Genomic DNA, 12,381 nt, shown 5'->3' with positions numbered 1-12,381 from the left:
GGAGCGAGCCAAGCGTCCCGCTACGCTCGAACCGATGACTTCTCCGTGCGCCCCTCTCCCCCGGTCCGGCGCGTGAGCGGCGTCTTCACCGGCTTCGCGGTCGTCGGTCTCGCGGTCGTGGTGGGCTACATCATCGCCCGCATCGATCTGCTCGGGCCGCACGCGCGCCCCGTGCTGAGCCGCCTGACGTTCTTCGTGCTGTCGCCGTTCCTGCTGTTCACGGTGCTCGCGAAGGCCGACGTCGCCACGCTGTTCTCGGCGCTGCTGCCCGTGTCGATGATCACGGCGGCGGTCGTGATCGGTGTCTACACCCTGATTTCGGCGCTGGTCCTGCGGCGCCGCGTGGGTGAGACGGTGATCGGCGCGCTGTCGGCGGGCCAGGTGAACAGCAATAACATCGGCATCCCGATCTCGCTCTACATGCTCGGGAACGCGGCGTACTCGGCTCCGGTGATCCTGTTCCAGCTGCTGGTCCTCATGCCGATCGCCCTCTCGATCCTGGATGCCGCCACCTCGGGCTCCCGCAATGTGGGGCGCATCCTGTTGCAGACGGCGAAGAACCCGATGCTCATCGGTTCCGCCCTGGGCGTGCTGGTGGCGCTCCTCGACATCGATCTGCCGCCGATCGTCTTCGACCCCCTGCATTTGATTGCCGGGGCGTGCGTTCCCGTGCTGCTGATGTCGTACGGGATGTCGCTGTACGGCCAGCGCGTGCTGACCGAGCCGGGTCGCCGCGTCGACGTGGTGATCGCCTCGGCCCTGAAGCTCGTGGCGATGCCCGCGCTGGCGTGGCTCGTGGCGACGCTCTTCGCGCTGCCCGCCGAGCAGGTGTTCGTCGTCGTGGTGCTCGCGGCGCTCCCGACGGCACAGAACGTCTTCAACTTCGCGCAGCGGTACGGAGTGGGCGAGATCCTGTCGCGTGACGTGGTCTTCATCTCGACGCTCGGGTGCCTGCCGGTGCTGTTCACGGTGGCGCTGTTGCTGGAGCACTCCCCCGCGTGAGGGTCCTCGCGCGCGGTGAACCTTCGGGTCTAGGGTGAGAGTCGTTCCCAGCGTTCACTCAGAAAGGCTCGCCATGCCGACCTCCACGACCAACCCCGCCGTCGGAGCCGTGCGCACCGCGCTCGGCGTCAGCGGAGCCCTCTCCCTCGTCATCGGTCTGCTCATCCTCATCTGGCCGGGACGCACCGCCGAGGTCGCCGTCGGCATCATCTCGATCTACGTGATCATCGCCGGTCTTGTGAACATCGCCATCGGCCTGTTCTGGCGCTCGGGATGGGCGCGCATCGGCTACCTCGTGCTCGGCGTGCTGTTCATCGTCGCGGGCATCTTCTCGTTCGCCAACCTGTCGGCCACGACCGCGTGGTTCGGGGTGTTCATCGGCACCCTGGTCGGCATCCTCTGGATCATCGAGGGCGTCGTCTCGCTCACGACGGCCGGTCATCAGTCGAAGGCGCGGGCCTGGACGATCTTCTTCGCGATCGTCAGCATCCTCGCCGGCATCGTGCTGCTGTTCTCGCCGTTGCTCGGCGCGGTGACCCTGTTCCTGCTCATCGGCATCTCGCTCGTGATCCTGGGCGTGTTCCAGATCGTGCGGGCGATCCAGTTCGGCAAAGCCGTCTGATCTCGAACGAACAGGGCCCGGATGCCATGGCATCCGGGCCCTTCGTGTCTCACCCCACCGGCAGGTGGCGATTCCACCACTCGAGGACGGCGTCGAAACGCTGCACCCGGTGCTGCGGGCGCCCGGCGCGCGTGAGCTCGTGATCCTCGCCCGGGAAGACGAGCATCTCGGCCTCGACGCCGTTGCGCTTGAGCGCCGCGTAGTACCGCGTCGCCTGATCGAGCGGGCAGCGGTAGTCGAGTTCGGAGTGCAGCACGAGCGTGGGCGTGGCGACCTGGTCGACGACGGCCATGGGGCTCTGCGCGGCCACGAGCGCCGAGTCGGTGCCGACGTACTCCTCGCCGAAGAACGAGCCGATGTCGCTCGAGCCCGGGAAGGCGGCGGGGTCGAGGAATCCGCGCTCGACGATCGCTGCGGCGAAGCGGTGCTCGTGCGCGATGACCCAGGCGGTCATGTACCCGCCGTACGAGCCGCCCATGACACCCACGCGGTCCGCGTCGAGCCGCGGGTCGGCACCGACGACGCCGTCGAAGAAGTCCAGGACGTCGAAGAAGTCGAGGGTGCCCATGCGGCGGCGGATCGAGCGACCGTGTGAGCGGCCGTAACCGGCACTCCCCCGCGGGTTGCTGTAGACGACCGCGTATCCGGCGTCGACGAGCACCTGCGTCTCGTCGAACAGGTGCACGCCGTACGACGCGTAGGGGCCGCCGTGGATCTGCAGGATGACCGGGAACGGTCCCTCGCCCTCGGGCACGGCCACCCAGCCGTGCACGGGATAACCCTCTCGACCGACGATCTCGTGCTCGACCGGGACCACGATCCCCGCCGCGCGAGCGGCCTGGCCGAACGCGGTGAGCGCCCGCACCTCGGACCCCTCGCTCACGACGAGCTCTCCGGAGGACTCGGGAGAGGCGACGGATGCCACGACCCGGCCCCGCGCGACGGCATGGCCGTTCACCTCGAGGTCGCCGCCGAGCACCTGCTCCACCCGCCCGTCGCGCGTCACACGCAAGAGCCGCAGGCGACCGCGCGTGCGGTCCTGCACGAGCACGTCGTCGCCGTCGAACGAGAGGTGACTGCCGACCTCGCCGAGGTCGACCGTCTCGGGGTCGGTGAGCGGACGCGGTCCGTCGGCCTCGAGGATGAAGAGCGCGACGCCGGGCGCGACGAAGTCGATCCCCTCATCGCCCACGTCGTTCGCGAGCACGAAGACCGCGCCATCGGGCGCGACGTCGACCGTCGCCACCGAGAGGTTCTCCGACGAGCTCAGCATCTCGCGCTGCTCGCCGCTGTCGACCGCGACCGCGACGACCCGGTCGCGCAGGTCGCGGCGCGCGGTCTCGATCACGTCGGGGACGCTGAGCACCTCCGAACCGTCGGCGGTCCAGACGACGCCGCTCCAGCTCGTCTCCCCGTGGGTGAGTTGCGTCGCGGGCTCAGCCACGACGCGCTTCTCGGGCGTCTCGAGGGACGGCGCCGGCGCGTAGAACGGCTCGGCGTCGGTCGAAGGGACGTCGACGACGAACAGCTGCGCCGGACGATCGAGGTAGCCGAGCCCGTTGGCGTGCCAGCGGATGCCGGTGATCCGGCGCGGCGGCTCGGCCGCGGCATCCCGTCCCTCGACCGTGCCGTAGCGGCCGGGTTGGGGCACGCGAGCCGTGAAGGCGAGGCGGCCGCCGTCGGGCGAGAACGCCAGGGCGGTCACTCCCCCGGGCTGGTCGGTGACCTGCACGGGCTCGCCCCCGGACGAGGCCACGACGAAGACCTGCGTGCGTCCCTTGTCGTCGGCGCGGAGGAACGCGATCGTCGCGTCGTCGGGAGACAGGTGGGGCGCCCGATCGGCGACCCCCCGCGTGAGGCGCCGGGGCGAGCCGACGGGCAACTCGACCCGCCAGAGCTGCCCGACCGCGCGGTCGGCGGCGAGGTCGGGGCGAGAGGTCGCGAAGACGGCGAACGCCCCCGAAGCGGCGATCGCGGGCCGACCGACCCCGATCAGTGTCTCGATGTCGGTCGGCCGCATGCTCACTCGCCTCCGAACGAACCCGTGTCTCCGACGAGGCGGGTGTTGTCGGCGGGCACCGGGTCGACCGCGGCGCGGGCCACCTCGGCGGCGAACTCCGAGACGTTGTAGAGCTTGCCGGCGTCTTCGCGGCGCGCCGAGATGGCGCCGGGGTTCGCGCGCTCGAGCAGGGTCGCCGTGATGGTGCCCTCGATCATGTCGCCCGAGACGACGGTGAAGCCGATGCCGCGCTCTTCGAGAGCCGGGATCTTCTCGCGCAGGGCGTCTTCGCCGGCGCGCTTCGACAGGGCGACCGGCTCGTACTCGGGCATGGTCGGGGTAGTGCGGATGAAGTGCGCCTGGTGGCTGGTCACGAAGACGACGCGCGCGTCGTCCGTGAGCAGCGGCAGAGCCGTCTCGAGCACGTTGACCTGCGCGTCGCGGTTGAGCAGCAGCGCGTAGTCCTCGGCCATGCCCGACTCCATGCCGCCCGAGGCGTTGAGCACGAGGATGTCCAGACCGCCGAAGGTGCGCTCGACCTCGTCGAACATCGCCTTGACCGATTCGGGGTCGGTGAGGTCGGCGCCGACGACGAGGGCCTCGACGCCGAGCTCGCGCAGCTGCGTGGCGAGCTTCTCGGCGCGGGGCGCCTTGTTGCGGAAGTTGATGACGACGTTCGCGCCGGCCTCGGCGAAGTAGCGGACGGTGTCGGCGCCGATGCCGCGCGACGAGCCGGTGACGAGGGCGGTCTTGCCGCTCAGCGAGCCGGACGGGAGGGTCTGGGACACGGGAGTTCTCCTGACGATTCGGAATCAGCCCCCAGCCTATCGAGCGGGATGCCGACGCCCCGGGGCGACGGCGCCTGTGCGGAGGATGAGAACCGGCCCCGGTGTCGATGCCCAGTGCTACGTTCGGGCCAGGAGGCACGAAATGGACGTTCTCTCCATCGTCGAGATGTGGGCCTGGATCGCCTGGATCCTGCTCATCCTCGTCTTCCTCGTGTGCGAGATGCTCACCGGCGAGTTGACGTTCCTGATGGTCGCGGTGGGGAGCCTCATCGGCCTCGTCTCCGACCTGGTGGGCGCACCCCTCTGGCTGCAAATCATCGTCGCGGCCGTCGCTTCGGTCGCGCTCCTGCTGTTCGTGCGTCCGCCCCTGCTGCAACGACTGCACCGCGACGCCGATCCGCGGCCCTCCAACGTCGAGGCGCTGCTGGGTCTCGAGGGCCTCGTCCTGTCGCGGATGTCGGCGTCGGTCCCCGGGCAGGTCAAGCTCTCGAACGGTGACGTGTGGACCGCGCGCGCCGAGACCGACACCCGGATCGACCCCGCCACGCGCATCGAGGTCGTCCGTATCGACGGCGCCACCGCCGTCGTCCGCGCGCGAAGCCAGGAGGCGACATCATGAACGATCTGATCCCCGTCACGATCGGGTGGGTCCTCGCGGCCGTGGTGGTGATCTTCGTCGTCGTGGTGCTGTTCCGCGCGATCCGGATCATCCCGCAGGCCCGCGCCGGAGTGGTCGAGCGACTCGGCCGTTACCACAAGACGCTCAGCCCGGGCCTGAACCTCGTCGTCCCCCTCGTCGACCGCGTGCGGCCCCTGATCGACATGCGCGAGCAGGTCGTCTCGTTCCCCCCGCAGCCGGTCATCACCGAGGACAACCTGGTCGTCTCGATCGACACGGTCGTGTACTTCCAGGTCACCGACGCCCGGGCCGCGACCTACGAGATCGCCAACTACCTCGGCGCCGTCGAGCAACTGACGACCACGACCCTGCGCAACGTCGTGGGCGGCCTCAACCTCGAGCAGGCGCTCACCAGCCGCGACAACATCAACGGTCAGTTGCGCGTCGTCCTCGACGAGGCCACGGGAGAATGGGGCATTCGGGTGGGACGCGTCGAGCTCAAGGCGATCGATCCGCCCCTCTCGATCCAGGACTCGATGGAGAAGCAGATGAGAGCCGAACGCGATCGCCGCGCCGCGATCCTGACCGCCGAGGGGTCCAAGCAGTCGCAGATCCTCGAGGCCGAGGGGCGCCGTCAGGCGGCGATCCTCGAGGCCGAGGGCGACAAGCAGGCGGCAGTCCTGCGCGCGCAGGGTGAGGCCGAGGCGATCCACTCGGTGTTCACGGCGATCCACGAGGGCCGGCCCGACGACAAGCTCCTCGCGTACCAGTATCTTCAGACGCTGCCGAAGATCAGCGACAGCTCGTCGAGCAAGCTGTGGATCATCCCGAGCGAGTTCACCGAGGCGCTGAAGGGCATCTCCGGCGCGTTCGTCTCGCGCGCGGGCGACGACTCCCCCGCCGCGGCGTCCCCGCCGAGCTCGGCTCCGTGATGACGCGGCATCCCTACCTCTCCCCGGACGCCCCGCGTGTGCTCGCCCACCGCGGTCTGGTGACGGCGGATGCCGCCGCGCACGGGGTGGCCGAGAACTCCTTCGCCGCGGTGGCCGAGGCGCACGCCGCCGGAGCCGACTACGTCGAGTCGGACTGCCACCTCACCGCCGACGGCGAGGTCGTGCTGTTCCACGACGACGACCTGCGGCGGGTCGCCGATGATCCGCGGGCCATCGCCGACGTCCGCCTGCACGAGATCGAAGAGCTGATGTCGGAGCGCGGGGGGCTCATCACGCTGGTCCAGGCCCTCGAGTCCTTCCCCGACGTGCGCTTCAACCTCGATGTGAAGGCCGCGGCCGCAGCGGGCGAGGTCGGCCGCCTCGTCGCCCCGCACGCCGAGCGCGTCCTGGTCACGAGCTTCTCCGACGAGCGTCGACGCGATGCCCTCGCCGCCGCGCGGGCCGCGGGGGCGCGGATGCGTCCGGCCACCTCGCCCGGGTCGGCGACGATCGCCCGCCTTCTCGCCGCTCGCGCGCTGCACCGGACCCGCCTGGTCCGTTCTCTCCTGAGCGAGGTCGACGCCCTGCAGATCCCCGAGCGTCAGGGGCCGATCCCCGTGGTCACGCGCGGGTTGCTGCGAGACGCGCACGCCGCCGGTGTCGAGGTGCACGTGTGGACCGTGAACGACGAAGACGACATGTCCCGGCTGCTCGACCTCGGCGTGGACGGCCTCGTCACCGACCGCGCCGACGCGGCCATCGCGCTGGTAAACACACGGGGAACAGCGGCTGTCTGAGCATCCACTGTGAAACTCGTCAGGACGCGCGGAGTTCGAATAAAGCGCACAGGTGCGAACGTTATACATGGGGACCGACGAGAGGACCACAAAATGGCAGACCGCAGTCTCCGCGGCATCCGACTCGGCGCCCAAAGCCTCCAGAGCGAAGACGGCGTCGTGTTCCACGACCGTGCACAACACACCTACTCCTGCAGCACCTGCGGACGCGACACCGTCCTGACCTTCGCTGCCGACGCCGAGGTTCCCGACGCGTGGGAGTGCCGCACCTGCGGCGCCGAGGCGCTTCTTCGCATCGGCGACGGCACGGCGACGGTCGACCACAGCGCCGACAAGGCCGCCCGTACGCACTGGGACATGCTCCTGGAGCGTCGCACCATCCCCGAGCTCGAGGAACTCCTCGAGGAGCGCCTCGCGTTCGTCCGCGCTCGTCGCGGCGCAGGGAACGAGAAGCTCAGCGCCTGACGCTGACCCGCTGATTCAGACGCCGGCCCCTTCGGGGGTCGGCGTCTTCTTCGTGCGTCGCACCCGGATCCCGGCGATCAGGCCGGCGGCGAGGAGAGCGGCGATGCCGCCCCACCCGAGGACGATCTTCACGGCCGGCCCGATCACGACCGCGGGGGTGAGCCCGGTGCGCAGCGGCACGTCGGTGAGCATGTGCCCGGCGGTGTCGGGCGGCAGGGAGTCGAGCGTCGACCCGTCCGGAGCGATCACCTGACTCGTGCCGACGGTCGACAGGTTGACCACCGCGCGGCCCGTCTCGATCGCGCGCATCTGCGCGAACGCGAGCTGCTGAAGGTTCTCGTCGGTGCCCCGGAAGTCCGCATTGTTCGTCTGGAACATATAGACCTCGGCGCCTTCGTCGGCGCCGTCCCATACGACGTCGTCGTAGATGACGTCGAAGCAGATCGCCAGGCCCACGCCGATCCCGTTGAGGTCGATCAGCGGAGGGGCGGTTCCGGGGGTGTACTCGCGGCCGATGAGACCGATGAGGTCGGGGGCGAACGGCTCCCAGAAGGACCGGTCGGGAACGTACTCGCCGAAGGGCACGGGATGCCGCTTGTCGTACGTCGTCCCCTCTTGCCCGACCGCCGTCCACAGCAGCGACGAGTTGAACAGCTCGGAGCCGCGCTCGGTGACGGCCGAGATCAGCAGCGGGGCGTCCATCCGCCGGGAGAGTTCGCCGAGCGCCGCCGCTGTCGCGGGGTTCGAGGTGGGGTCGGAGTCGACGCCGCCCTCGGGCCAGAGCAGCACGTCCATCTTCTGGCCGAACAGCGGGGCGGATGCCGTGAGCTGCGCGTTCAACACCGCGTTGCGCGTGCGCTGGTCGAAGTACCCCGCCGGACCGTTGCCCTGCACCGCGCCCACGCGGATCGAACCCGCGTCGGTGGTGGGGAACGCGGGCAACGCCACCAGCACGACGAGCACCGCCGCCGCGGGGACCACGCCGGTCACACGACGGGGGCGGCCACCGCGCACGAACTCGACGGCCATCGCGCAGAAGAGCACGACGAGGAACGACAGCCCCGACATGCCCACCCACGACGCCACCTCGGCGAAGGGGCCGTTCACCTGCGAGACGCCGATGCGCCCCCACGGGAAGCCGCCGTAGGGCCACGAGCCGACGATCTGCTCGCGCAGGGTCCACAGCGCCGCGACGAGGGCGGGGAGCAGCAGGAGCCGTCCCACGTGCCCCGGCGCGACGCGTGGCATCCACCGATAGGCCAGGGCGATCGGTGCCGCCAGAACGGCTGTCAGCAACGCCTCGAGGACGAACAGGGCCGCCCACGGGATGGGTCCAAGGTAGCGAGCGGTGAAGAGCAGATTGACCGAGAAGAACGCCACCCCGAAGAGGAACCCGATCAGCACGGCCGACCAGAACCGTCGGCCGATGAGGGTCACCAGGGCCAGGGCGACGGCGGGGAACGCCATCGGCCACCAGGCGAGCGCGGGGAACGCGGTAACGAGCAGCAGCCCCGCCACTACGGCGAGGGGCGCCGCGAAAGCGAGGCGCAACGGAGGAGTCACCGACCCCCGGGGCGTCGTCATCGCGCTCATGCCGACGTGTAGGCCACGATGCCGCGGCGCACCGAGTCGAGCGCCGTCTGCGCGGTCTTGGCGAGCGGCGGTTCGGCGACCAGCGAGATCTGATCGAGCAGGTCGATCGTCTGCTTCGCCCAGCGCACGAAGTCACCCGCGGCCATGTCGGCGAGGGTCAGCACGCTGTCGAGCGGCAGGCCCTTCGCCCACGCGTGCATCGCCGGCGCGAGGCCCGAGGCGGGTGACTCCGAGCCCGGCAGCCGGTGGTCGCGTTCGAGGTCGTCGAGCTCCTGCCACAGAGTCTGCGTGGCGTCGAGGGCCCCGCGGAAGGCACCGCGGGGCAGACCGCGCTCCCCCGGGCCCGCTTCGTCGCGACGCGGTTCGTACACGAGGCAGCAGGCGAGGGCCGCGAGCGAGGGGGCGTCCAACCCCTCCCACAGTCCCTGACGGAGCGACTCGGCCACGAGCAGGTCGCGTTCGCCGTAAATGCGGCGCATCGTGCGCCCGGCACGCGTCAGCACCGTGGCACCGTCGTCTTCGATCGCGACGTACTCCAGCGCCGCGAGCACCTCGACCACGCGGTCGAACACGCGCGCGACGGTGCCGGTGCGCTGGTCGATCTGGTGGCGGGTCTTGTCGGTACTGCGCTTGAGCTTCCAGTAGCGCTCCGCCCAGCGGGCGTGGGCCTCACGATCGGGGCACGACTGGCACGGATGCCGCTGCATGCGCTTGCGCAGCGACTGGATCTGCTGCTGCCGCTCATCGCGCAGACGGCGGGGGGCCGTGGCATCCCGTCGATTGATCTTCTCGAGATCGCTCAGCTCGCGGCGGATCGTGGAGTACTCGCGGAAGTCGCCGCGGTCGCACGTCATCGCCTTCTCGTAGCCGGCGAGCGACTCCTCGGCCTCTTTCACCTGCCGCGCGAGTCCGACGACGGAGCGGTCGGCCTGGAACTGCGCGAACGACGACTCGAGGATCTCGCGGGCGCGTGCCCGACCGAACTGGTCGATGAGGTTCACGGCCATGTTGTACGTGGGCCGGAAGCTCGAGTTCAGCGGATAGGTGCGGCGCGAGGCGAGGGCTGCGACCGACTGCGGGTCGAGGCCCTCGGTGAACTGTACGACCGCGTGGCCTTCGACGTCGATGCCGCGACGGCCGGCGCGACCGGTCAGCTGCGTGTACTCCCCCGACGTGATCGCGACGCGGGCCTCGCCGTTGAACTTCTCGAGCTTTTCGAGCACGACGGTGCGCGCCGGCATGTTGATGCCGAGGGCGAGCGTCTCGGTCGCGAAGACGACCTTGACGAGCTTGCGGCGGAACAGCTCTTCGACGACCTCTTTGAACGCCGGGAGGAGACCCGCGTGGTGCGAAGCCATTCCGCGTTCGAGGTTGTCGCGCCACTCCCAGAAGTGGAGGACGGCGAGGTCTTCGTCCTTGAGGGTGAAGGTCAGCTCGTCAACGATCTGACGGATCTCGACGCGCTCCTCGGCGGAGGTCAGCCGTACGTTCGCGCGGCGCAGCTGCTGCACCGCGGCATCGCACCCGGCCCGGCTGAAGATGAAGAAGATCGCGGGCAGCAGGTGGTTGCGCTGCAGCAGCTCGACGACCTCGGGCCGGTCGATGCGCTCGATGCGCGGGCCCTGCTGGGCGCGCAGCGGCTTGTGACCGCCGCGTCGCTGGTGGGCGTGGCGGGGGCCGCCCGCGTGACGCTGGGAGCGGTACTCCTGCGCGCGCCGGTTGTTCTCGTATCCCCCGGCGTTGCCGCCGCGGATGCGCAGCAGCTCTTGATTGACCTGCGCGGTGGCAACTCCGGCCCGGTCGTCGAACAACGGCAACAGGTCGCCGCGCACGAGCACGTGCTGCTCGAGGGGAACCGGGCGGGTCTCCGACACGATCACCTCGGTGTCGCCGCGCACGGTGTCGAGCCAGTCGCCGAACTCCTCGGCGTTCGACACGGTCGCCGACAGCGAGACGAGCTTCACCGACGGCGGAAGGTGGATGATCACTTCTTCCCACACCGCGCCGCGGAAGCGGTCGGCGAGGTAATGCACCTCGTCCATCACGACGAATCGCAGACCGCGCAGGGCCGGCGAGTCGGCGTACAGCATGTTGCGCAGCACCTCGGTGGTCATCACGACGATGCGCGCCGAGGCGTTGATGTTCGTGTCGCCCGTCAGCAGGCCGACCTCGTCGTCGCCGTACACCTCTTGCAGCTCGTGGAACTTCTGATTCGACAGCGCCTTGATGGGCGTGGTGTAGAACGCCTTGTCGCCGGGCTCGAGCATGGCGAGGTGGATCGCGAACTCGCCGACGATCGTCTTTCCGGCACCGGTGGGCGCGGCCACCAGCACGCTGCGGCCGTCCTCGAGGGCGTGGCATCCCGCGATCTGAAAGTCGTCGAGCTCGAAACGCTGCATCTCGGCGAAGTCCGCCGTGTGCGGGTGCGTGGAGCGGGCGGCGGCGCGAGCGAAGCGCTCGGCCGGACTCGGTGAACTCACGCGGTGGGCCCCGACGGCATCTCGGCCGCGGCGAGGCGACGGGCCTTTCGCCGGTCGAACAGCATCGAGACCCCGGCCGCCGCGAAGAACAGCACGGTGAGGATGCCGGCGAGCATCAGCATGCTGATGATGTCGGCCGCGGGGGTGGCCAGGGCCGAGAACAGGGTGGCGATGAGGATCGCCACGCGCCAGCCCTTGAGGATCGCCTTGCCGCTCATGATGCCCGCCACGTTGAGCGCGACGAGGAACACCGGCAGCACGAACGCGACGCCGACCACGATCATCAGCTTGAAGACGAAGTCGTAGTAGTCGACCGCGTTGTAGAAGTTGACGCCACCCTCGGGCGTGAAGCCCCACATCAGCTCGATCACGTGCGGGACGATCAGCAGGCCCACCCAGCAGCCCACGAAGAAGAGCGGGACGGCGGATGCCACGAACCCGACCGTGTAACGGATCTCTTTGCGCGTGAGCCCGGGCATGATGAACGCCCAGATCTGCCACAGCCACACCGGTGCCGAGAGGAAGATGCCGATCGAGAACGCGATGCGCATGCGCAGGTCGAACGCCGAGGTCACCGAGGTGAAGTTCAGCGCCGAGAAGTCGTCTCCGCGCCGCTCCGCGATGACGCGGATGGGCTCGGTGATGAGGTGGATGATCGGGTCGGTGATGATGAACGCGATCACCATGCCCACCACGAGGGCGAGCGCCGCGATCATGAGCCGCTTGCGCAGCTCGACCAGGTGCGCCCCGATCGACATGCGCTTGTCGCGCCGCGGCCCCTCGGGCACGTCGATACGCGGCGGTCCTGCCGTCGCCACGGGTTAGACGGTGGGGTCGGTCGACCTGCGCGGCTCGGGAGCGACGGTCGGCGTGGTGCCGATGTCGGTGGCGCGCGGGGCTTCGGATGCGGCAGCGACCTCGTCGTCGCGCTTCATCTCCTTCATCTCACTCTTGAAGACTCGTGCCGACTGTCCCATGCTCTTGGCGAGCGCGGGGAGCTTGGCGGCACCGAAAAGAAGAAGGATGACAGCCAGAACGATGAGCAGGTGCCATCCGGTCAAACCCTGGAACATGAGGACTCCTC

General features: G+C 69.6%; 12 protein-coding genes. 6 read left to right on the top strand and 6 right to left on the bottom strand.

The window, feature by feature from the left end:
- Nucleotides 1–72 precede the first annotated feature (72 nt).
- Nucleotides 73–1,002, top strand: a complete 930-nt coding sequence (locus tag AB6V31_RS15525) for an AEC family transporter (protein ID WP_369366738.1) — start codon at nt 73–75, stop codon at nt 1,000–1,002.
- Between the two features lie 73 nt (nt 1,003–1,075).
- Nucleotides 1,076–1,624 (top strand): HdeD family acid-resistance protein, encoded by a 549-nt coding sequence (locus AB6V31_RS15520; RefSeq protein WP_056231899.1) that lies wholly within the window; start codon nt 1,076–1,078, stop codon nt 1,622–1,624.
- A 49-nt stretch (nt 1,625–1,673) separates the two neighbouring features.
- On the opposite strand, the gene AB6V31_RS15515 is transcribed toward AB6V31_RS15520, so the two are convergent.
- Entirely contained in the window at nt 1,674–3,644 is a 1,971-nt protein-coding gene (locus AB6V31_RS15515) for a prolyl oligopeptidase family serine peptidase (protein ID WP_369366736.1), read from the bottom strand.
- Nucleotides 3,645–3,646: 2 nt separating this feature from the next.
- Entirely contained in the window at nt 3,647–4,411 is a 765-nt protein-coding gene (locus AB6V31_RS15510) for an SDR family oxidoreductase (RefSeq protein ID WP_369366734.1), read from the bottom strand.
- A gap of 142 nt (nt 4,412–4,553) precedes the next feature.
- Between AB6V31_RS15510 and AB6V31_RS15505 the strand changes: the two genes are divergently transcribed.
- From AB6V31_RS15505 to AB6V31_RS15490, 4 genes are all read left to right on the top strand, one after another.
- A complete protein-coding gene (locus AB6V31_RS15505; protein ID WP_369366732.1) occupies nt 4,554–5,030 on the top strand; it encodes an NfeD family protein in 477 nt (158 codons plus the stop codon).
- The gene (locus AB6V31_RS15500) at nt 5,027–5,962 is read left to right on the top strand and encodes an SPFH domain-containing protein (RefSeq protein WP_369366731.1); all 936 of its coding nucleotides are present in this window, start codon (nt 5,027–5,029) and stop codon (nt 5,960–5,962) included. The genes AB6V31_RS15505 and AB6V31_RS15500 overlap by 4 nt, the downstream gene beginning before the upstream one ends.
- A complete protein-coding gene (locus AB6V31_RS15495) occupies nt 5,962–6,759 on the top strand; it encodes a glycerophosphodiester phosphodiesterase family protein (RefSeq protein ID WP_074694900.1) in 798 nt (265 codons plus the stop codon). The genes AB6V31_RS15500 and AB6V31_RS15495 overlap by 1 nt, the downstream gene beginning before the upstream one ends.
- Nucleotides 6,760–6,852: 93 nt before the next feature.
- On the top strand, nt 6,853–7,224 hold the full coding sequence (locus AB6V31_RS15490; protein WP_056231926.1) for an RNA polymerase-binding protein RbpA: 372 nt from the start codon (nt 6,853–6,855) through the stop codon (nt 7,222–7,224).
- Nucleotides 7,225–7,239: 15 nt separating this feature from the next.
- On the opposite strand, the gene lnt is transcribed toward AB6V31_RS15490, so the two are convergent.
- The 4 genes from lnt to tatA all read right to left on the bottom strand — a co-directional run bounded on the left by lnt (nt 7,240) and on the right by tatA (nt 12,370).
- Complete coding sequence (gene lnt / locus AB6V31_RS15485; protein WP_369366729.1) at nt 7,240–8,808, bottom strand: apolipoprotein N-acyltransferase; 1,569 nt, start codon at nt 8,806–8,808, stop codon at nt 7,240–7,242.
- 5 nt (nt 8,809–8,813) lie between these two features.
- The gene (locus tag AB6V31_RS15480) at nt 8,814–11,297 is read right to left on the bottom strand and encodes a DEAD/DEAH box helicase (protein WP_369366728.1); all 2,484 of its coding nucleotides are present in this window, start codon (nt 11,295–11,297) and stop codon (nt 8,814–8,816) included.
- A complete protein-coding gene (gene tatC, locus AB6V31_RS15475) occupies nt 11,294–12,055 on the bottom strand; it encodes a twin-arginine translocase subunit TatC (RefSeq protein ID WP_056231938.1) in 762 nt (253 codons plus the stop codon). The genes AB6V31_RS15480 and tatC overlap by 4 nt, the downstream gene beginning before the upstream one ends.
- Nucleotides 12,056–12,118: 63 nt before the next feature.
- The gene (gene tatA, locus AB6V31_RS15470; protein ID WP_056231943.1) at nt 12,119–12,370 is read right to left on the bottom strand and encodes a Sec-independent protein translocase subunit TatA; all 252 of its coding nucleotides are present in this window, start codon (nt 12,368–12,370) and stop codon (nt 12,119–12,121) included.
- Between the last annotated feature and the right edge of the window lie 11 nt (nt 12,371–12,381).

Origin of the sequence: Microbacterium sp. 16-032, assembly GCF_041079455.1 — a bacterium.
GTDB classification, from domain to species: domain Bacteria; phylum Actinomycetota; class Actinomycetes; order Actinomycetales; family Microbacteriaceae; genus Microbacterium; species Microbacterium testaceum_A.
Note: the sequence above shows the minus strand (reverse complement) of the source record. Positions and strands in the feature narration are given on the sequence as shown.

What these genes read in the sequence shown, in the direction of transcription:
- lnt (WP_369366729.1), bottom strand. Translation starts at nt 8,808, where the DNA reads ATGACGACGCCCCGGGGGTCGGTGACTCCTCCGTTGCGCCTCGCTTTC.
- AB6V31_RS15490 (WP_056231926.1), top strand. Translation starts at nt 6,853, where the DNA reads ATGGCAGACCGCAGTCTCCGCGGCATCCGACTCGGCGCCCAAAGCCTC.
- AB6V31_RS15515 (WP_369366736.1), bottom strand. Translation starts at nt 3,644, where the DNA reads ATGCGGCCGACCGACATCGAGACACTGATCGGGGTCGGTCGGCCCGCG.
- AB6V31_RS15505 (WP_369366732.1), top strand. Translation starts at nt 4,554, where the DNA reads ATGGACGTTCTCTCCATCGTCGAGATGTGGGCCTGGATCGCCTGGATC.
- tatC (WP_056231938.1), bottom strand. Translation starts at nt 12,055, where the DNA reads ATGTCGATCGGGGCGCACCTGGTCGAGCTGCGCAAGCGGCTCATGATC.
- tatA (WP_056231943.1), bottom strand. Translation starts at nt 12,370, where the DNA reads ATGTTCCAGGGTTTGACCGGATGGCACCTGCTCATCGTTCTGGCTGTC.
- AB6V31_RS15495 (WP_074694900.1), top strand. Translation starts at nt 5,962, where the DNA reads ATGACGCGGCATCCCTACCTCTCCCCGGACGCCCCGCGTGTGCTCGCC.
- AB6V31_RS15500 (WP_369366731.1), top strand. Translation starts at nt 5,027, where the DNA reads ATGAACGATCTGATCCCCGTCACGATCGGGTGGGTCCTCGCGGCCGTG.
- AB6V31_RS15520 (WP_056231899.1), top strand. Translation starts at nt 1,076, where the DNA reads ATGCCGACCTCCACGACCAACCCCGCCGTCGGAGCCGTGCGCACCGCG.